Source organism: Streptomyces umbrinus (assembly GCF_030817415.1).
GTDB lineage: Bacteria > Actinomycetota > Actinomycetes > Streptomycetales > Streptomycetaceae > Streptomyces > Streptomyces umbrinus_A.
This window is the reverse complement of the sequence record NZ_JAUSZI010000002.1, coordinates 6,250,547-6,270,142: the sequence shown is the minus strand read 5'-3', so window position 1 is coordinate 6,270,142 and position 19,596 is coordinate 6,250,547. Positions and strand designations below refer to the sequence as shown.

General features: G+C 70.3%; 18 protein-coding genes. 15 read left to right on the top strand and 3 right to left on the bottom strand.

From position 1 onward, the window contains the following. The first annotated feature begins 179 nt into the window (after positions 1-179). The 4 genes from QF035_RS27510 (at position 180) to QF035_RS27495 (ending at position 4,284) form a co-directional block, all read left to right on the top strand. Positions 180-383, top strand: coding sequence for a cold-shock protein (locus tag QF035_RS27510; RefSeq protein WP_055611897.1), 204 nt, complete (start codon positions 180-182; stop codon positions 381-383). Positions 384-702: 319 nt separating this feature from the next. Beyond that, the gene (locus tag QF035_RS27505; RefSeq protein ID WP_307523258.1) at positions 703-2,217 is read left to right on the top strand and encodes a DEAD/DEAH box helicase; all 1,515 of its coding nucleotides are present in this window, start codon (positions 703-705) and stop codon (positions 2,215-2,217) included. 200 nt (positions 2,218-2,417) lie between these two features. Next, positions 2,418-2,753, top strand: coding sequence for an SCO5918 family protein (locus QF035_RS27500; protein WP_189843973.1), 336 nt, complete (start codon positions 2,418-2,420; stop codon positions 2,751-2,753). Positions 2,754-3,111: 358 nt separating this feature from the next. Next, positions 3,112-4,284, top strand: a complete 1,173-nt coding sequence (locus QF035_RS27495) for an RNA-guided endonuclease InsQ/TnpB family protein (protein ID WP_307523257.1) — start codon at positions 3,112-3,114, stop codon at positions 4,282-4,284. A 60-nt stretch (positions 4,285-4,344) separates the two neighbouring features. Here QF035_RS27495 and QF035_RS27490 read toward each other — a convergent pair whose 3' ends face one another. Beyond that, complete coding sequence (locus tag QF035_RS27490) at positions 4,345-4,746, bottom strand: hypothetical protein (RefSeq protein WP_307523256.1); 402 nt, start codon at positions 4,744-4,746, stop codon at positions 4,345-4,347. Between the two features lie 514 nt (positions 4,747-5,260). On the opposite strand from QF035_RS27490, the gene QF035_RS27485 reads away from it, so the two are divergent. Continuing rightward, positions 5,261-5,599 (top strand): helix-turn-helix domain-containing protein, encoded by a 339-nt coding sequence (locus QF035_RS27485; protein ID WP_307523255.1) that lies wholly within the window; start codon positions 5,261-5,263, stop codon positions 5,597-5,599. Here the strand turns inward: QF035_RS27485 and QF035_RS27480 are convergent. Continuing rightward, positions 5,547-7,208, bottom strand: a complete 1,662-nt coding sequence (locus QF035_RS27480) for a PH domain-containing protein (protein WP_307523254.1) — start codon at positions 7,206-7,208, stop codon at positions 5,547-5,549. The two genes, QF035_RS27485 and QF035_RS27480, sit on opposite strands and share 53 nt — an antisense overlap. Before the next feature lie 282 nt (positions 7,209-7,490). On the opposite strand from QF035_RS27480, the gene QF035_RS27475 reads away from it, so the two are divergent. Next, the gene (locus tag QF035_RS27475; RefSeq protein WP_307523253.1) at positions 7,491-8,882 is read left to right on the top strand and encodes a S41 family peptidase; all 1,392 of its coding nucleotides are present in this window, start codon (positions 7,491-7,493) and stop codon (positions 8,880-8,882) included. 61 nt (positions 8,883-8,943) lie between these two features. On the opposite strand, the gene QF035_RS27470 is transcribed toward QF035_RS27475, so the two are convergent. Then, entirely contained in the window at positions 8,944-10,350 is a 1,407-nt protein-coding gene (locus tag QF035_RS27470; protein ID WP_307523252.1) for an MFS transporter, read from the bottom strand. 605 nt (positions 10,351-10,955) lie between these two features. Here QF035_RS27470 and QF035_RS27465 point away from each other — a divergent pair. The 9 genes from QF035_RS27465 (at position 10,956) to QF035_RS27425 (ending at position 19,596) form a co-directional block, all read left to right on the top strand. Beyond that, positions 10,956-11,783, top strand: a complete 828-nt coding sequence (locus QF035_RS27465) for a 2-amino-3,7-dideoxy-D-threo-hept-6-ulosonate synthase (RefSeq protein WP_307523251.1) — start codon at positions 10,956-10,958, stop codon at positions 11,781-11,783. Further along, positions 11,780-13,054 (top strand): 3-dehydroquinate synthase II family protein, encoded by a 1,275-nt coding sequence (locus QF035_RS27460; protein WP_307523250.1) that lies wholly within the window; start codon positions 11,780-11,782, stop codon positions 13,052-13,054. The genes QF035_RS27465 and QF035_RS27460 overlap by 4 nt, the downstream gene beginning before the upstream one ends. A 101-nt stretch (positions 13,055-13,155) precedes the next feature. Then, positions 13,156-14,520, top strand: coding sequence for a class I adenylate-forming enzyme family protein (locus QF035_RS27455; protein WP_307531456.1), 1,365 nt, complete (start codon positions 13,156-13,158; stop codon positions 14,518-14,520). A 133-nt stretch (positions 14,521-14,653) separates the two neighbouring features. Further along, the gene (locus QF035_RS27450; RefSeq protein ID WP_189843965.1) at positions 14,654-14,929 is read left to right on the top strand and encodes an acyl carrier protein; all 276 of its coding nucleotides are present in this window, start codon (positions 14,654-14,656) and stop codon (positions 14,927-14,929) included. After that, positions 14,926-15,255, top strand: coding sequence for an acyl carrier protein (locus QF035_RS27445; RefSeq protein ID WP_307523249.1), 330 nt, complete (start codon positions 14,926-14,928; stop codon positions 15,253-15,255). The genes QF035_RS27450 and QF035_RS27445 overlap by 4 nt, the downstream gene beginning before the upstream one ends. Then, the gene (locus QF035_RS27440; protein WP_307523248.1) at positions 15,245-16,489 is read left to right on the top strand and encodes a beta-ketoacyl-[acyl-carrier-protein] synthase family protein; all 1,245 of its coding nucleotides are present in this window, start codon (positions 15,245-15,247) and stop codon (positions 16,487-16,489) included. Before QF035_RS27445 ends, QF035_RS27440 begins: the two co-directional genes overlap by 11 nt. After that, a complete protein-coding gene (locus QF035_RS27435) occupies positions 16,486-17,370 on the top strand; it encodes a hypothetical protein (RefSeq protein ID WP_307523247.1) in 885 nt (294 codons plus the stop codon). Before QF035_RS27440 ends, QF035_RS27435 begins: the two co-directional genes overlap by 4 nt. Further along, complete coding sequence (locus tag QF035_RS27430; RefSeq protein WP_307523246.1) at positions 17,357-19,036, top strand: class I adenylate-forming enzyme family protein; 1,680 nt, start codon at positions 17,357-17,359, stop codon at positions 19,034-19,036. Before QF035_RS27435 ends, QF035_RS27430 begins: the two co-directional genes overlap by 14 nt. Further along, positions 19,033-19,596, top strand: a complete 564-nt coding sequence (locus QF035_RS27425; RefSeq protein ID WP_307523245.1) for a hypothetical protein — start codon at positions 19,033-19,035, stop codon at positions 19,594-19,596. Before QF035_RS27430 ends, QF035_RS27425 begins: the two co-directional genes overlap by 4 nt.

Below are 19,596 nucleotides of genomic sequence, written 5' to 3'. Positions count from 1 at the left end.
GAACATTCCTTCCTCGACAGGCAGAGCAGAATTATCCTCCGCACACGCCCGACCGCAGCATGCTACTCTCGATCTCAGTTGCAGTTGTGGTTCCCGAAATCTTGAAGACGGGGCGATCATCATAGCGACTCGGATTTCACAAGTTGTGGATTCCGACGCACCCCCGAAGGAGATTTGACATGGCTGCAGGCACCGTGAAGTGGTTCAACGCGGAAAAGGGCTTCGGCTTCATCGAGCAGGACGGCGGCGGCGCCGACGTCTTCGCCCACTACTCGAACATCGCCGCCCAGGGCTTCCGCGAGCTGCAGGAGGGCCAGAAGGTCACCTTCGACATCGCCCAGGGCCAGAAGGGCCCGACGGCCGAGAACATCGTTCCCGCCTGACGCTGACGCGTACTTCGCAGCTGGGGCCCGCACCTTGGGGTGCGGGCCCCAGCTCGCTGCTTTCCAGAAAAACCGCTCCCACCCGCTCCTCGGGAATGCTCGGACCGACGCTCCGGTTGACATACTGCCGGACCCTCCCACACGGAATACCCGGCCCCACCGCCGGAATATCGCCCCGCACCTCAGCGACGTATCCCGCGAGCATTCCCCGCCGATCCGATTCGGCCCCCCATTCTCTTCGGCTCGTTCTTGCAATTCTCTGCGCTGCTCATTTGCTGCGGGAATTCCTTGATACGTGCCTCATCAAGGAAGGTTCCGCATGAACCGCACACGCACGAACGACCGCTTCTCCCGCACCCGTTCGGGAGGATCCACCCGCACGGGCGGCTCGGGCTCCGGAAGGGGCGGCGGCTACTCCGGTGGCTCGCGCCGCTCCGAGGGCTACAGCCGTCAAAGGTCCGCGCCGCAGGGCGAGTTCGCACTGCCGGTGACGACCACCCCCGCGCTGCCCGCCGTCGAGGCGTTCGCCGAGCTCGACATGCCGGCGCAGCTGCTGGCCGCGCTCGGCCGGGAGGGCGTAACGGTGCCGTTCCCGATCCAGGCGGCGACCCTGCCGAACTCCCTCGCGGGCCGTGACGTACTGGGCCGTGGCCGCACCGGCTCCGGCAAGACCCTCGCGTTCGGTCTCGCGCTCCTCGCCCGTACGGCGGGTCTGCGCGCCGAGCCGAGGCAGCCGCTGGCCCTCGTCCTCGTACCCACCCGCGAGCTGGCGCAGCAGGTCACCGACGCGCTCACCCCGTACGCCCGCTCCCTGTCGCTGCGGCTCGCCACCGTGGTCGGCGGAATGCCGATCGGCCGGCAGGCCGGTGCGCTGCGCGCCGGTGCCGAGGTCGTCGTCGCGACGCCGGGCCGGCTCAAGGACCTCATCGAGCGCGGCGACTGCCGCCTCGGCCAAGTCGCCATCACCGTCCTCGACGAGGCCGACCAGATGGCCGACATGGGCTTCATGCCCCAGGTCACCGAACTGCTCAACCAGGTGCGGCCCGAGGGCCAGCGGATGCTGTTCTCGGCCACCCTCGACCGCAACGTCGACCTGCTGGTCCGCCGCTACCTCTCCGACCCGGTGGTCCACTCCGTCGACCCGTCCCAGGGCGCGGTCACCACGATGGAGCACCACGTCCTCCACGTGCACGGCGCGGACAAGCACCGCACGACCACCGAGATCGCGGCGCGCGAAGGCCGGGTGCTCATGTTCCTGGACACCAAGCACGCGGTGGACAGGCTGACCGAGCACCTGCTGAACAGCGGCGTCCGCGCCGCGGCCCTGCACGGCGGCAAGTCCCAGCCGCAGCGCACGCGGACGCTGACCCAGTTCAAGACCGGGCACGTCACGGTGCTGGTGGCGACCAACGTCGCGGCCCGCGGCATCCACGTCGACAACCTCGACCTGGTCGTCAACGTCGACCCGCCCAGCGACCACAAGGACTACCTGCACCGCGGAGGCCGTACGGCCCGCGCGGGCGAGTCCGGCAGCGTCGTCACGCTGGTGACCCCCAACCAGCGCCGTGAGATGAGCCGGCTGATGGCCGCCGCGGGCATCACCCCGCAGACCACTCAAGTGCGTTCGGGCGAGGCGGAGTTGAACCGCATCACGGGCGCCCAGGCCCCCTCGGGCGTGCCGGTCGTCATCACCGCTCCGGTGGTGGACCGCCCGCGACGCGGTGCCTCCACCTCGTCCCGGGGCCGCCGGGGCCGTACGGGCGGCAAGGGCCGCTCCACCGGCGAGGCCCGCCGCATGCCCCAGCGCCCGTCCGCCACCGGTGCGGCGGCCTAGGTCCTGCTCTCACCGTCCCGTCGCTCGCCGGAAGGGCGCTCCGGGCGGTGTCCGGTACGCACTCCCGGCGGGCAGTGGGAGAGTGTGCCGGGCGTTGCCCGGCGCTCTCACGCTCTCCCGCTGACCGACCCCCGGCCGGCCCGGGTCCCCCTCGTCTTTCTTCTCCTCCCTCCCCACCCCTCCTTTCCCTGTGAGGCATCATGCGCTGCGTCATCGCCCGGTTCCCGTTCGACCTCGACAAGAGCGGGGTCCTGGACTCGATGAAGGGCGTCAAGCCCGAGGCCATCACGGGCGAGTCCGTGATCATCGGCCGCCGCCACTACCCCGTCAAGCAGGTCGGCGAGGTCATCACCCGGCAGGACCGCCGTGACTTCACCAGCGGAGAGGTCGTACGGGCCATGACCCGGCTCGGCTTCACCTGCCAGGCTGGTCCCGCCCCCGAGCCCGCCCCGGTCGCCGCCACACCGCTCCAGACCGCGTCGGCGCTGCTCGGCAGCCCGGCCCCGGCCCCCGCTCCGGCCCCCCTGGGCCTGTGACGACCGGCGGAAGCCGACACCAGTACGTACTGTTCCCCGGCTGACACCGGGAACAGCGATGAGGGCCCTGCCGACGCGCGTCGGCAGGGCCCTCATCGCTGTCCGGATCGCTCCGGTGAGGCGGTTCAGCGGGTTCTTGCGAGGAACCCCGGGCGTTCACGCCCGGGAGGAATCGCATCCCGTGGCTGCGACGCGGAGGTCGCAACTTCGCGGTTTTCGGGCGCGGAGCGCCTGGAATGCTGTCGGCGGAGCCGGAAGAATGCACGTGATTCGAATGCACGGGCTACGGTTCACTTGATCGAGTGGAACTCCCGTGCGAGTGGGTAGCTCGTACAACCGGCCGGTTAGGGTCGGCGTCATGAAGCTGGTTGTGCGGGTGAAGCTGCTGCCAACGCCCGTGCAGGCGGCGGCACTTGAGGCGACGCTGCATGCCTGCAACGAGGCGGCGACCTGGGCCGCCGAGGTCGCCTTCGAGAAGGATGCGCGGCGTCCGCTCACCTTGCGGAAGCACACCTACAACCAGATCCGGGAGCGGTGGGGTCTGGGGGCGCAGGCGGCCCAGCATGCGGTCAAGAAGACTTGCGACGCCAACACCACGCTGCGGGCGAACCTGCGCAGCGGCCGGTACGGGCGACCCGGCTCCACGCGTCACGCGCGGGCCTCGGGCAAGCCGGTCGTCTTCCGCCCTGAGGCGGCCCAGCCGTATGACGACCGGATGCTGTCCTGGCAGCACACCGAGAACACCGTCTCCATCTGGACCACTACCGGGCGGATGAAGGGCGTGAAGTTCACCGGGCAGGCCGACCAACTGGAAGTCCTGGCCGCACACCGCCAAGGCGAATCCGACCTGGTATGTCAGGGCGGGAAGTGGTTCCTGATCGCGACCTGCGAGATCCCCGAAGCCACCCTCAACGCCCGGCCGGTCGGGTTTATCGGGGTGGACCTGGGCATCGAGAACATCGCCGCCACCTCCGACGGCGTGCGCCACTCCGGCCGACAGATCAACCGGAAACGCGCGAACGACCGCAGGCAGCACACCAAGCTGCAGAAGAAAAACACCAAGTCCGCCAAGCGGCGGGCGAAGAACCGCGCGGGCAAGGAAGCCCGCCGCAACAAGGATATCAACCACAAAATCTCTAAGAGGATCGTGGCGGAGGCTGAACGCACCGGTCGCGGGATCGCCCTGGAAGAACTCACGGGCATCCGCGAGCGGGCACGGCTGAGAAAGCCCCAACGCGTCACGCTCCACTCCTGGCCGTTCGCCCAGCTCGGCGTGTTCATCGCCTACAAGGCCCGCCGAGCCGGAGTGCCGGTGGTGTACGTCGATCCGGCCTACACCAGCCAGGAATGCTCCCAGTGCCACCACACCGCACGCAACAACCGGCCCGACCAGGCCCGGTTCGCGTGCAGGTCCTGCGGCTTCGTCGAGCACGCGGACCACAACGCGTCCCACAACATCCGCCGCAGAGGGTGGATGGCATGGGTCTGCGGGGCCCAGTCAACGGCCCCAGAACTCACCCTCATCGCGTGAGCACAGGACGCAGCCGAAACCATCACAGCCAGTGATGACTAGAGCAGCAAGCCCGGTCGTTCACGACCGGGTAGTTGACTGGTCGGAGTAGCTGACGTCGCCCACGGTCCAGGCGCTGACGTCCTCGATCGCGACGCGGTACATCCCGCCCGTCTCGGGAATCCCGATGTTGCCCTGCAGAATCCGGGCGAGGTGGAAGTGCAGATACGCGGGTGGCGCGCCGCGGTCGCCGCCCTCTGGGCCGTCGCCCGCTGCCGGCCCGGCGCCGAAGACCGCTGAGAACGGGCCTAGGCGGTCCGAGTCGTTCAGGACCTCCGACACCCGCTCCCGCCACACGGCCTCCGGAGCGAGCCGGCCGGTGATGACGGCACCGCCGACCACCACGGTCAGCGACATCTGATTGCTCTGCCCGGACTCCACGAGGGCGGAGATGTCCACGAGGAGCCGGTCGGGGTTCGTCATGGAAGCCGAGTCTATTCAGTGGCTCGCCCGACCTCACCCGCACGGCCCCGCCCGCCTGCACCCCGACGTCACTGGGCGTTACCGGTCGTCACCCTGGACCGCAGAATACCTACGCCTCAAGCGAACCGAAATCTACTCTCGCCAGAGTAGACATTGGCCCGCGTCATGGTTAGTGTTTCTCTCGTAGACAAGGTCGAGAGAGACCCGGCAGACACGAACTGGCGGGTAGAAGACGACAGTTCCACCACAGATCCCGAGGAAGAACGGAAGGAGCAGACGCCATCAGGATCGCCCGGCCAGGGCATCATCCGGCCGGGTACCGCAAGACCCCGGAATGGAAGGTGGTCCCCGGTCACGCATTCGCGATCCCCGCATACCCGCCCGTCTCCCGGGCCGGACTGCGGAAACAGAAGGTCGGCGCAGCAGTAGAGCCGACAGATGGTGTTCAATTTCCTTCGGGGCCCTGGTGCCGTACGGCACCAGGGCCCCTCGACGCGTTGGTCAACGAGGTGACATGACAGCAGATACTCCGCTCAGCGGTCGTCTGGACGACGACGACTACCCCGCGTACACGATGGGCCGGGCAGCAGAAATGCTCGGCACCACCCCGGGTTTCCTCCGGGCCATCGGCGAGGCACGGCTGATCACTCCGCTCCGCTCCGAAGGCGGACACCGGCGGTACTCCCGCTACCAGCTACGGATCGCCGCCCGCGCCCGCGAACTCGTCGACCAGGGAACCCCTGTCGAAGCCGCCTGCCGCATCGTCATCCTTGAGGACCAGCTCGAGGAAGCACAGCGCATCAACGCCGAGTACCGCCGCGCCGCGAAGGAGACACCCGAGCCTCCCGCCTGAGTGGGTCGGAGGCCAGCTCTCGGAGGATGCGGGTCAGGTCGTCCGGAGCCGCCGCGAGACGCACGGGGGTGCCCGCGTCGTCGAGTTCGGCGATGTGCCAGCCGCTGGGGACGGTGTCGCCGTCGCCGCCCCGGACGCGCCGCACCTCCTTGACGACGAGCCGCTCCACCGGCACCGGCTTCGCCGCGAACCTGCCCGGACCGGGGTGGGGCGTCACCGCGAGCGGCCCGCCGCCGAGGACGACATGGGTGCCGAAGCCGTACGGGTTGTAGTCGGTGGACTCCAGAAAACGGGCGGCCAGGAACACGTCGTACTCCGCGTCCGTCTCCGTCTCGTCCGTCTCCTTCTCGTCCGTCTCCTTCTCGGCGAACCCGCCGCCCCCTCCCGTCGCTCCCATCACTCCCATCACTCCCGTAACTCCGGTCGCGGCGATCTCGCCAGGTGTACGGACCCGGGTGGTGCGCCACGCCCATACGAGGAAGGCCGCCGTGGCCGTCGAGCCCGCGGCCGCCCAGGTGATCGCCACGGGATCGGTGAGCAGGGTCGTGGGGTGGAGGTAGCTGAGCGGCAGCAGCCACAGGGCCGTGCCAACGAGCGCGCCCGCGAACGGCAGGGCCGACGGAAGGACCTCGTCGTCGGGCAGTCGGCGCCCGCGCAGCCGGAGCAGCACCCGGGCGCCGGGGTAGCCCGCGGCCAGCAGGCACACGGCCGCGACGACGGCCAGTTCTCCGGAGGCGGGGACGTGCAGGCGGAACACGTGACGTTCGCCGACGACCTCCCTCACCTCACCGCGCCAGACCGTGAGTTCGACGCTGTCGCCGGGCTCGAACATCCTCGCGCCGTCCGACGAGACCGCGAGCCGGTCCAGCGGCCGGCCGTCGACGAAGTACAGCCAACTGCTCTTGCTCCGGGACCAGGTGGCGTCGGTCCTTGCGATCACGGCGGTCAGGGTGGTCAGGCACTCGTCGCGCTCCGCGGCGGGCGTCCCCGCGGTGCACGGGGTGGCCGACCGCCACGCCCGCTCCCCCGACGCGGCGTTCGGCACGAACCAGGCGGCCAGGCCCGCGCCCCCGAGCAGCAGCAGGCACAGGGCCAGTGACCCGGCCCAGCCGCGCCCGGCGGTGCGGTACGAGACGACGGGGACGTGGTCCGACTCCGGTGTGCCGTGGAGCCGGTGCAGCGCACGGAACGCGTTCAGCTTCGCGTCGAAGTCCGGGTCGTCGTAGGACCGGCTCCGCGGCAGCGGCAGGAGCAGCTCGCGTCCGTCGCGCAGCAACAGGCTGACGCCACGTGTGTCCTGGACCCGGGGAGTGTTCGCGTACTTCAGGCGTACGCGCAGATCGGCGATGTCACCCCAGCTCACGCTCCGGCGGCGCAGCAGCGTCCAGGAGTGCACGCCGTACGAGTCGGCGCGCACCCGGGCGGTCGCCTTGTGGAGGGCGGCGAAGCCCAGCAGCCCGAGAAGCAGGCCGCCGCCCAGCCACCCGCCCGGCCCCCGGTACGCCGCCCGCACGAGAGCCGCGCCCGCCCCGGCCGCCGAGAGCGCGGCGAGGAACAGCAGGACGCGCTTTCCCGGCGGACGGCAGCTCACTTCCCGCACATCGGTCATGCCCGAACCCTGTCACCGCCCGCCGGGCGCGCGCCTGTGCCGGATGCGGCAGCGTTCGGGCCGACGACACTGCCGACCGGGGCCGCCCGCCGTGTGCTGGGGCCAGCCCCACCGCCGGTCCGCAGGCCAGCCCCATCGTGCGGTCCGCGTCCCGCCGACATCCTGGATACAGCCGAGCGGCGGGACTGAAGGACGAGGCAGGGCGGGGCGGCCGTATGCGCGACCCCCGCGCCCCCGTCGTGGCCGCGCAGCGTCGATTCGTACGACCAGGGGGAACCGACCATGCACTCACGCATCCTGACCGTCGCACTCGCGGCGTCCGCCGTACTCACCCTGACCGGTGTCGCCACGCCCGCGAGCGCCACCGCCGGGAGGGCCGCACCGTCGCTGGAGGGCGTCTGGCGGATGGACGGCTACGGCACGGCGGTCGCCGTGAGCGGCCGCCGTCTGACGACGTACGACACCACCGCCGTCAGCTGTCTGCCGGGCACCATGCAGGGCGAGCAGCAGGGGCGCACTGCCCCGGACGGCAGTCGACGCTTCCCCGTGTTCGGCGGGGCCGTCGACGTCACCGTCACTCCGCGGGGCGACGACACCGCGCGGCTGCGGATCGCCTCCAGTGCGGGGACCCGTACGCTGCACCGGATCGCCGCACTCCCCGACCGGTGCGCGAAGAAGCCCGCCGACGATCCGCGTGCGGTCTTCGACGTCTTCTGGCGGACCTACGCCGAGAACTACCCGTTCTTCGCCGCCAAGCACGTCGACTGGCAGGTCGTCCGCGACCGCTACCGGTCCCGCGTCGGCAAGGACACGACCGACGACGAACTCTTCGCCGTCCTGCGGGAGATGATCGAGCCCCTGCACGACGCGCACACCTCGCTGTCGGACGGGAAGGACCGGGAGTTCGGGGGCCTGCGCCCCGACACACCGCCGCACGGCCCCGAGGACCTCGCCCGGATCGACACGGCGGTCGCGAAGGCGGTCGGGGTGCCGCTGCGGCACTACGCGGGCGGAGCGCTGTCGTTCGCCCGCCTCCCGGAGGGCACCGGCTATCTGCGCATCACCCGCTTCGTGGGCTACACCGACGAGGAGTCGTACGCGAAGTGGGAGGCGGAACTGGACACGGCCCTGGACAGGATTCCGTGGAAGAAGCTGGCCGGGCTGATCCTGGACGTGCGGCTGAACGGCGGCGGAGCCGACCCGCTGGCGCTGCGCGTCATCTCCCGGCTGACGGACCGTCCGTACATCGCGTACACCAAGTACGCCCGCAACGACCCCCGGGACCCGACCCGGTTCCCGCCCGGGCAGCCGATCACGGTACGGCCGCACCACGGGCCCCGCTTCACCGGACCGGTCGCGGTCCTCACCGGCCCGCTGGCGGTCAGCGCGGCCGAGACCTTCACCCAGGCGCTGATGGCCCGCGGCCCGGAGCCCGTGCGGATCGGGCAGAACACCCAGGGCGTCTTCTCCGACACCATGGACCGCACCCTGCCGAACGGCTGGAGCTTCGCCCTGCCCAACGAGGAGTTCCGTACGGCCGACGGCACCACCTTCGACGGGCCCGGCATCCCACCGCACCACCGCACCCCGGTCTTCACCGAGGAGGAGTTCGAGCAGGGCCGCGACAGCGCACTGGCAAAGGCACGGGAACTGCTGCGCCGCCGGGACGGGTAGGCGTGACGGACCGGTGAGCCGTCCTGGATCCCACCGGTCCGTTCCCCTGATCGGAGCCCCGTCAGATGTCGAACTCCTGATCGCGGGTCTCCGGGAGGGCCAGTAGGCACAGGAGGCTCAGCAGGCAGAGGGTGCCGGTGTAGAAGCCGAGGACCAGTGGTGATTCCCAGTGGCTGTTCAGCCAGGTGGCGACGAGTGGGGCGAAGCCGCCGCCGAGGGTGTTGGCGAGGATGAAGGCCGCGGAGGCGCCGGTGTAGCGCAGCCGGGCGGGGAACAGCTCCGGGAGGAAGGCCGCCACCGGGGAGAACATCAGCGCCAGGAACATCAGGCCGACCGTGTAGGCGCCGGTGATCACCAGCCCGTTGCGCGAACCGAGGGAGGCGTACATGGGTACCGCCCACACCACGCAGCCGACGGCTCCGGTCAGCATCACCGGGCGCCGGCCGATCCGGTCGGACAGCCTGGCGACCGGGAGGGTGATGGCGATTCCGGCCGCCGCGCCGATACTGGCGGCCGTCAGCATCGTGTTCTGGGGGATGCCGAGTTCCTTCGGCCCGTACGAGATGCTGTAGACGATCGTCAGGTAGTAGACGGCCGAGCCGCCGATCGCCGCGCCCGTGCCGAGCAGCACCCGGCCGGGGTACCGCTTGAGCAGCGTGACCAGCGGGAAACGGGATGCCGACTCCGACGTCACTTCCGACGCCTTCGCCAGCGGCTGCGTCGTACGGTCCGCCGTCGTGTTGAACACCGGCGACTCCGAGACCGTCGTACGTACCCACAGGCCGATCACGACGAGCACGGTGCTGAGCAGGAACGGGATGCGCCAGGCCCAGTCGACGAAGCCGTCCCGGCCCACGATGTTCAGGATGGGCAGGATGACCGCGGTGGACAGCAGGAAACCGAGGGAGGGGCCGGCCTGCGGGATGGACGCGTACAGTGCGCGGCGGCCCGGCCGCGCGTGTTCCGCGGCGAGCAGCACCGCCCCGCCCCACTCGCCGCCCATGCTGATGCCCTGGAGCAGACGGAGCGTCACCAGCAGTACGGGGGCAAGGAGTCCGGCGGTCTCGTACGTGGGCAGCAGGCCGACGCCGACCGTGGCCACGCCCATCAGCAGGAGCGAGGCGACCAGGGCCCGCCGGCGGCCCAGCCTGTCACCGATCGTGCCGAACAGGACGACGCCCAGGGGGCGGGAGAGGAAGGCCGCGGCGAACGTGAGGAACGCGGCCAGCGAGGAGACGGTGGGGTTGCCCGAGGGGAAGAAGGCGGGGCCGAGGACGAGTGCGCTCGCGGTGCCGTACACCGCGAAGTCGTAGTACTCGATCGTGGTCCCGACCAGGCTGGCGACGGCGACGCGCGGAGCTTCGGTCTTCCCGGCGGACGTCTCGGTGGTCTTCGCCGTCGACGGTGGGGACGCGGCCGGTCTTGGACCGGCGGTCACGGGAGCGGTCTTGGACGGTAATTCGGGCATGGGGAGTCACTTCCGGTACGCCCGGGCCACACGGTCCGGGTGCAGATGGGGGGACGGCCTCGCATGAAACACGTTCCGGAGCGCGCCTGACACCCTAGGCCCGTAAATTCAATTTCGACAAGGAAGTCCGACAAAGAAGTCCGACAGAAAAGCCGCCCCGTCCGAATTATCGAACGCGTCGACTCGAACCCGTCGAACCCATCGAACGAGCCGAAGGCCGCGGGCTCTGGAATTGCCTGCCATTTACACGTGAAATCCGTAGGAAAGCGTCCGATGCGGCCACGTGCGGGGGCAGACCTCCTCAATGCGCATAGAGCGCATCACACCCGCCACCTCGCCATTTGCCGCCCAACACCCCACGAACAGCACCCTCCTGCGGCGTCAACCCCGCCATACCTGTCAAATCGCTGTCAATATTCATTCCCGCTCCCGCATAAAAATTTGCCGGTGATCACGCCTTGCCAACGGCCGATTACGCGTGAATGCTGATGCCGACTGAACTTGAAAGTTCTACGACCATCGTTTTTCGGACATGGAGACCGCAACAGGATGTCGCGGTTCGGCTTTCTTAAATGCGGCCTCCGGGCTGGGAAGGCGCATTACCCATGCTGAAAACTGGCAAGCTATTACGCTTGAGAAGACTTTCGCTCGCGGGTGACGACCGGCACCTGCTCGTACCGCTCGACCACAGCGTTTCGGACGGCCCGATCGTCCCCGCCGACAAGTGGGACGACCTGCTGCGCGCACTGGTGGCCGGCGGCGCCGACGGGATCATCGTCCACAAGGGGCGGGCCCGCGCCTTCGCCCCGGACATCCTCAGGAGCTGCGCCCTGGTGGTGCACCTGAGCGCCAGCACCGCCCGCTCCGCCGACGTCCACGCCAAGGTGCTGGTCGCCGACGTCGAGGAGGCACTGCGGCTCGGCGCCGACGCGGTCAGCGTCCACGTGAACATCGGCTCGGACACCGAGGCCCAGCAGCTCGCCGACCTGGGGGCGGTGGCCCGTTCCTGCGACGCGTGGGGCATGCCGCTGATCGCGATGGTCTACCCCCGCGGCCCCCGCATCGAGGACCCGCGCGACCCCGACCTCCTCGCCCATCTGGCCAACGTCGCCGCCGACCTGGGCGCGGACATGGTGAAGACCTCCGTCGCCCTGCCGATCGACCGCATGGCCGAGGTCGTGGCCAACAGCCCGATCCCCGTGCTCGCGGCCGGCGGTCCACCGGACGGCTCCGACCTGGTCGAGTACGGCGCCGCCGTGATGGCCACCGGCTGCCAGGGGCTGGCCATCGGCCGCCGGATCTTCTCGGCCCCCTCGCCCGCCGCGCTGGTGTCCCGGCTCGCGGCGGTCGTGCACGGTGTGCCCGGCGGCAACGGCATCACTGATGACATGCGCATGACTAACTATTCGACGATCGTGGCAGGAGTCGCATGAGGTTCGCATGGATCGATCTCCGTGAGGTCCCCCGTCCGCAGCTCCAGGCGGTGGTGGACGCGGCCGTCCACAGCCGGATGGCCGGAGTCGTGGCCACCGACGCCGAGCTGCTCGGGACGCTGCCGCCGACTGTCACCCGGGTGCTGGTCACGGGGGTCGCGGGCACGGCCGCCGCGAAGAAGCCCGGGGACAAGGAGGTGAAGGGTTCGGGGGGTGCGAAGGATGCCAACCTCCCTTCCGGGAAAGGCAGTTCCCCGGCCGGCTCCGGAACCGCCACGGGAACCGTCAGCGGAGCCGCGGCCGGAACCGCCGCCGGAATCGACCTCCTGCTGCGGAAGTTCGGCACCCAGGAGGAGTTGGACGCTCTCGCCGCGGACAACCGTGGCGCCGGGGGCACTGGCGATACCGGTGGCACCGGGGGCACGCCCGCCGCCGGGTTCATCGACGTACGGGACGACCGCACCCTGACACTGTCCTGCGCGGGCGCCATGGCGTTGCCGTACACCGTCATCCACTTCGCCGACCCGACCAAGATCCCGCTGGAGATCGTGCTGGCCGCGGCCGAGTCCGCCGAGGGCAAGCTGGTGACCGTCGTCGACGGTCTGGAGGAGGCGGCCATCGTCTTCGACGTCCTCGAACGCGGCTCGGACGGCATCCTCTTCACGCCCCACAGCGCCGACGAAGTCTTCGCGCTGGCCCGGCTGTTGGAGGCGACGACCCCCCAACTGGAGCTGTCCACGCTGACCGTGGAGAGCATCCGGCACGTCGGGCTCGGCGACCGGGTCTGCGTGGACACCTGCTCGCACTTCGAGGAGGACGAGGGCATCCTCGTCGGCTCGTACTCCTCCGGGTTCGTGCTCTGCTGCAGCGAGACCCACCCGCTGCCGTACATGCCGACCAGGCCGTTCCGGGTCAACGCCGGTGCCCTGCACTCGTACACGCTCGGGCCCGACAACCGCACGAGTTACCTCAGCGAGGTCGGTTCCGGCAGCGTTCTGCTCGGGGTCGGCGCCGACGGCCGTACCCGGCGGGTCGTGGTCGGCCGCGCCAAGCTGGAGTCCCGGCCGCTCCTGGAGATCCGTACCCACGCCGAGGACGGACGGCTGGTCAGTCTGACCGTGCAGGACGACTGGCACGTACGGGTGCTCGGCCCGGGCGGGAAGGTCCTCAACGTCACCGAACTGCGGACCGGCGACGAACTGCTCGGCTATCTGGCCACCGACAAGCGCCATGTGGGCCTGCCCATCGGCGAGTTCTGCAAGGAGGTCTGATGGGCGGCGGCCTGAGAGATCCGCTGAGAGAGCCACGGAGAGAGCCACTGGAAGGCCCGCTGAGGAACGGCCCGTCCGGTGGTCCCGTGGACGTCGACGGGATGGGCTCCCTGGTGCGGCGGCTGTTCGACGCTCGGGACGATGCCCTTCCCTATCTGACACATCAACAGGAGACCGTCACCCGGGGCGAGTTACGGGAGCGGGTGGCCAAGCAGGCCGCTGTCTTCGCCGGGTTCGGCATCGGGCCGGGCAGCGCCGTCGGGCTGCGGACTCCGCCCAGCTTCACCCAGGTCGAGGTGCTGCTCGCGCTGTGGCGGCTGGGCGCTCAGGTGATGCTCTTCGACTTCCGGCTCAAACCGGCCGAGGTGGCGGCGCTCTGCACGTCCTGCCGGCCGCAGTTCATGGTCCGGGCGGGCTCCAACGTGCAGGCGACATTCGGCTTCCGGCCCGAGTACGAGGTCGTCACCGAGTGCCGCGGAACGGGGCGGCCGGCTGCCACCGGGCACCGGCTGGTCCAGTTCAGCTCCGGCTCCACCGGGCGGCCCAAGGTGATCGGCAGGACCGCCGCCTCGCTCGCCGCCGAGGTGGACCGGTTCACCGGGATCAGCGGAATGCCGGGCGAGGGCGACCGCGTACTGCTGCTCAGTTCGACGGCGCACAGTTTCGGCCTGGTCGCCGGGCTGCTGCATTCCCTGGCGGCCGGCGTCTCCGTCGTCTTCGCGCCCCGGATCTCCGCCCGCGACCTCCTGCGGACCGCGGTGGACCACCGGGTCACCGCCCTGTTCGGTGTGCCGATGCACTACGAACTGCTCTCCGCCGCCATCGATCCCCCCGAACTTCCCGACCTGCGGGTCGCGGTGTCGGGCGGCGAACTGATGCCGCCGGACGTCGCCGCCCGGTTCACCGAGCGGTACGGGGTGCCGGTCGGTGAGTCCTACGGCACCACCGAGAGCGGTGTGGTCGCCATGGACGTCGGCGGCACGCTGCGGCCGTCGGTCGGCCCGGCCGCACCGGGCATGGTCGTACGGGTGCGGCGGGGCGAACTGGACGTCGCCCTCGACGAGTCGCCCTACCTCTTCGACTCCGGCGGTACGCAGTACGCGGACGGCTGGCTGCGTACGCGGGACCGGGCCTCGGTCGACGGCACCGGGGCCGTGCGGGTGCATGGCCGTGCCGACTCCCTTGTCGTGATCGGCGGTCTCAAGGTGGATCTCACCGAGGTCGAGAACGTGTTGCGGGGGCATCCTGCGGTTGAGCAGGCGGTTGTGGTTCACGAGGGCGTGACCGAGGCGTATGTCGTGACCGGTTCTGGGGCTTCCTCCGAGGAGTTGTTGCGGTGGTGTCGGGAGCGGCTCGCCGACTACAAGCTGCCTCGGGTGGTTCGGCTTTTGGATGCGTTGCCTCGTACGTCCAACGGGAAGCTTGTTCGCCAGCCCGCGTTGTTGCGTGAACGCGCCGTTGGGTGAGGCGAGGTATGAGCGGTCGTTTGTCGGCTGCCGGCCCGTTGTGGCTTGTCGCGCAGTTCCCCGCGCCCCTGAAGGGGCGCCCGCGTTGCGCCGGAATACACCTTTCACGATTCTTCACATGGAGACATCCATCATGAGTACGTCTGTCCTGGAAGACGAGATCCGTGAGTTCGTGCTCGGCACCGTCATCGACGAGATGAACATCCTGATGAGCCGTGACGGCATCACCGACGAGAGTCCGGTGACCGTCGGTGGGCTGGATCTGGACTCGTTGAGTCTGATCGAGCTCACGTTGCGGCTGGAGACGCGGTTCGGTGTGGAGATACCCGACACCGACATCGAGCCCCTCGCCTCGCTGACCCTCGGCTCCCTCGTCGCCGAGATCGTCCGACGCGGTGCGAAGGCATGAGTACGGGGGCCACGGCGAACGACGCACGCGAGGGGGAACCCGCGCTCTCGCCCCTCACCGTCGACACCGTCCGCGATCTGCTGGCGGACCGCAAGATCTTTCCCGGCGTGCCCGACGAGCTCGGTGAGGACACCGAACTGATCCTGGATTCCCTGGGGTTGGTATGGCTGCTGCACGTCGTGGAAGAGCGGTTCGGGCTGGTCGTGGAACCCACCTATGAGGACATCGCCGGGTTCACCTCTCTGCGGCGGCTCGCCGACTATCTGTGCGCCGCTCAGGCTGACCAGGCGGACCGCCCTGAAGGGGGTGGTCTCCGTGAGCGGTGAGGTGACCGTCACCGGGTTCGGTGTGCGTACCGCGTTCGGCATGGGGGCCGATGCCGTGCGGCGCGGGGTGTTCGCGGGGAAGCCCGCGTTCACGGCCACCACCCGGTTCGACACCGGGCCTTACCGTACGGCGATGGCGGGGGTCGCGCCGGACGGGCCCGAGGGTGTTGAGGGCTGGGCCCTGCGCTACGCGCTCGCGCGGTGCGGAGTGGAGGCCCTGGACATGGCGGGGTTGCGCCCCGGCACGGAGGCCGCCGTATTGCTCGGTGTGGCCGGGGATCACACGAGTGTGACTCGGTATTGGCGGGGTGTCGGGTCGGATGGCGGCCGCGGGTCGGATGTGGCTGGTCGCGCAGTTCCCCGCGCCCCTGACGGGGCGCCCATGTGCGGCACCTCCACCGACATGGAGCGAGTTGGCGATGCCGTTCCCGCTCGGCTGGCCGAACTGCTTGCCGGGGAGCTCGGGTTGACCGGACCCCGGCTCACCTTCACCAATGCCTGTGTCGCTTCCGCCGCCGCTCTCATCCATGCCTGTCGGCTGATCTCCTCCGGGCGGATCGACGTGGCCGTCTGCGGGGGCGGGTATCTGGTGGAGGAGGAGACGTTCGGAAAGTTCGACTCCGGGCGGGCGCTGTCGCGGGACGGGATGGTGCGGCCGTTCAGTGCCGACCGCAGTGGGCTGCTGCTCGGCGACGGTGTGGCGGTCGTCGTGCTGGAGTCCGCCGAGCATGCCCGGCGGCGCGGGGCCCGGCCGCTGGCGGGCGTGGTGGGCTGGGGTGCGGCCTCGGACGCCCACCACATCGCCCAGCCGCACCCGGAAGGTGTCGGGCTCGCCCGCGCGGCCCGGCAGGCGATGCGGCTCGCCGGCGATCCGGACGGGGCCGCCCTCGACTACGTCAACGCCCATGGCACCGGCACCAAGTACAACGACGGGGCCGAGACGCGCGGACTGCGGGCCGCCTTCCCCGAGCGGGCCGAGTCGATACCGGTCAGCTCGACCAAGAGCACCACCGGCCATCTCCTGGAGGCGGCGGGCGTCGTGGAGTTCGTGATCACGATGCTGGCCCTGACGGACGGCGTACTGCCGCCGACGGCCGGATTCACCACGCCCGACCCGGAGTGCGACCTCGACTACGTGCCGAACGAGCCGCGCCCGGCCGACCTCGGCCGGGCCCTCACCGTCAACGCCGCCTTCGGGGGCGCCAACACCGCACTCGTCCTGGAGCGGCCGTGACCCCGACCGAGAACAGCACGACCACGGCCGAGAACGCCCGTAAGACCGTGCTGCGTTCGCCCCTCGGCATCCTCTCCACGGCCACCGCCACCCACGGCACCGGGCGGGACGACGACATCCCGCTGCCGAGACTCCCCGGCTTCGTGGAGTCGGCCTTCAGCCCGCTCGCGTACGAGGCCGCCCGGCAGTGCCTCGCCGAACGGCCCGGGGACGGGTCGCGCACCGCGGTGGCACTGGCGAGTACAACCGGTGACACCACCACCGCGGACCTGGCCAGCCGGCGCATGGTCTCCGGGCGGGTCCACAACCCGCTGCTGTTCATGCAGGCCACCCCCAACTCCGTACTCGGCTATCTGAGCCGGGAGTTCGGGATCACCGGCCAGATGTTCAGCCTCTCCACCCTCGACGACCCGCTGACCGAACTGCTCTCCATGGCCGACCTCCTCCTGGAGGACCCGGAGGTGGACCGGGTCCTGGTGGTGGGTGTGGAACTGGGCGGCGGCGAGCGACTGGCCGCCGTGTGCGAGGAGTTGGCCGGTGACGACGGCCGTTCGGTCCCGGTCCCCGCCCTTCCCGCGGACGCCGGACTCGCGGCAGCGGTCCTGCTCGGCCGTCCCGGCACCGGAACACCGGTCTCGGTCCGGTCGGCCGAGGCGTACGAAAACGACGGCGACGCCAACGCCGATGGAACCGGCACACGCGCGCATCCCGGCAGCGTCCAGAGCCTGTTCGACCTGGTCGGACTCCACCGGCGGCTGCTGCGGGAGGGCGGGAGCCACCTTCTGGTGACCGACTCGCCCGCGCCCGCGTTCCTCCTCACCGCCGGCACAGAGGCAACGACCACCGCAAGGAACGAGACGGAGACCCATGCTCATCAGTAGACAGGAGCGGGCGCGCATCTGCTCCGACACCGAACTCGGCGCCGGCAACGTCCTGGAGCGCCTGACCGCGTACGGCCGACCGCTCGACGAACCCGTGCTGTGGACGGACGGCGGCTGGCGGGCGCCGGACGGCAGCCGGCCCGAGGTGCTGACGCTCGGGCAGTTGAACGAGGCGGTCGAGACGTACGCGGGCTGGTACGCCGCCCAGGGTGTGCGGCCCCGCGACCCGGTCGCCGTCCACTCCTACTCCAGCACCGAGTTCGCGGTGAACTTCCTGGCGCTGACGGCCCTCGGCGCCGTTCCGTCGTTCGTCAACGGCAATCTGCCCCCGGAGACCGCCCGGGAGTACGTACGACGGCAGGGAGCGGTCGGCGCCTTCACCGACCGCGAGCACCACGACGTGCTGTCGACGGAGTCAGCGGAGGGGGTGGAGGGACTCGGATTCTGCGTCACCGCCTCCGACATCCGCCCGGAGCACCGCGAGCTGCTCCCGCCCTCCTATCCGTACCGGCACGACCCCACCGACCCGGTGCTCATCTCGCACTCCTCCGGAACCACCGGTATGCCCAAGGGGGTTCCGCACACCCACCGGACGCTGATGTACGCGCAGGTGCACCGGCTCCGCTACTCCACCGGCACCGACATGGCCCGCACGCTGGTGGGGCTGCCGGGCGCGCACAACGCCATGGTGGCGACGCTGCTGTACTGCCTGCTGCTGCGCACGGACATCAAGCTGCTCTCCAGCCAGCGCGGCGCCCAAGTACTGGACGCCATCGAGGAGTTCGGGCCCACCACCGTGCTGGCCTTCGCCGGGACCTTCGGCGAGATGGCCGCCGAGGCGCTGGCGGACCGTGACCTGTCGAGCGTGCAGGTGTGGTTCAACACCGGGGACGCGGCCCACGAGGCGCACATCCGGGCCCTCGTCCAGCACGGCAGCCACCAGACGATGGGCAAGGACCTGCGGCGCGTACGCGTCGAAGGCTCCGTCTTCGTGGACGGGCTCGGCTCCTCGGAGGCCGGCTACTCCGTCTTCCACAACCGGCACACCAAGGACACCTCGGCCTACTCGCGCTGTGTCGGCAAGCCCATCAGTTTCGCCGAGGCCGCCGTGCTCGCCGAGGACGGTACCCCGCTGCCGCCCGGGCGGATCGGCCGCCTCGGCCTCAAGTCGCCCACGCTCACGCCCGGTTACTGGAACGACTCGCTGACCTGGAACCGGATGCGGCTGGGCGGCTACTGGCTCACCGGGGACCTCGCCCAGCAGGACGAGGAGGGCAACTTCTACCACCTGGACCGGGCCCCGGACGCCGTCCGCACCCGCGACGGGATTCTCTTCAGCACCCGCACCGAGGAACTCCTGCTCCGGGAAGTGCCCGAGCTGGCCGACTGCACGGTCGTCGGGGTCGCCCCCGAGGGCGTACGGGCCGACTGGGACGGCGACGGCGAGGCCGAGGCGTACGCGCTGCTCCAACTCGTGGACGAGACCGCCGAGGACGACGGCGACGAGGTGTGGACCGCGCGGGTCAACGCCGTTCTCGTACGCGCCGGATTCCCCCCGGTCACCCGCGCCCTGCGGATGAAGCCCGACGACGTCGCCAAGGGCGCCACCGGCAAGGTCCTCAAACGCGTGATGCGCGACCGGTTCGCCGCCAGGGGGCAGGTGTGAGTGCCGACGAGGTCAACCAGCGCGCGCAGACGGTGGAGGCGTACCGGCTGTGGTGGCAGCACGACGCCCACTGGTACCAGGGGGTGGCGAGCCGGTTCGGGCAGCAGGCCGCGAACGAGATCAACGCCGAGGCGCTGCGCAAGGTCGCCCTGCACGTCGGGCAGCGCGTCGGCCGCCGGTCCGGACCGCTCCCCGACAGCGGTGACAACGGCAAGGACCTGGAGGAGCTGCGCCGCCGCTACGACGAGTGCGGCGACCGGATGTTCCCCCGGGAGCTGCGCAACGCCTCCACCGAGGTCGAGGGAGAGGGCGAAGGCGCGGGCCTGATCGTGCTCACGCTGCGGCGGAACTTCGCCATCACCATGGTCCGGATGGCCGGTTCGCTGGAGGGCTACCGGTGCCCGTGCACCGACATCCACGCGGGCTGGTCCGAGGGGCTCGGCGTGACCCTGACGGAGAACCGGGCCGAGAGCTGTCTGCGCGACGGCGACAAGGCGTGCCGTCTGCTGATGCGGGTCGCCACTCCGCTCGCTCCCGTCTCGACCACCACGGAGGGCTGA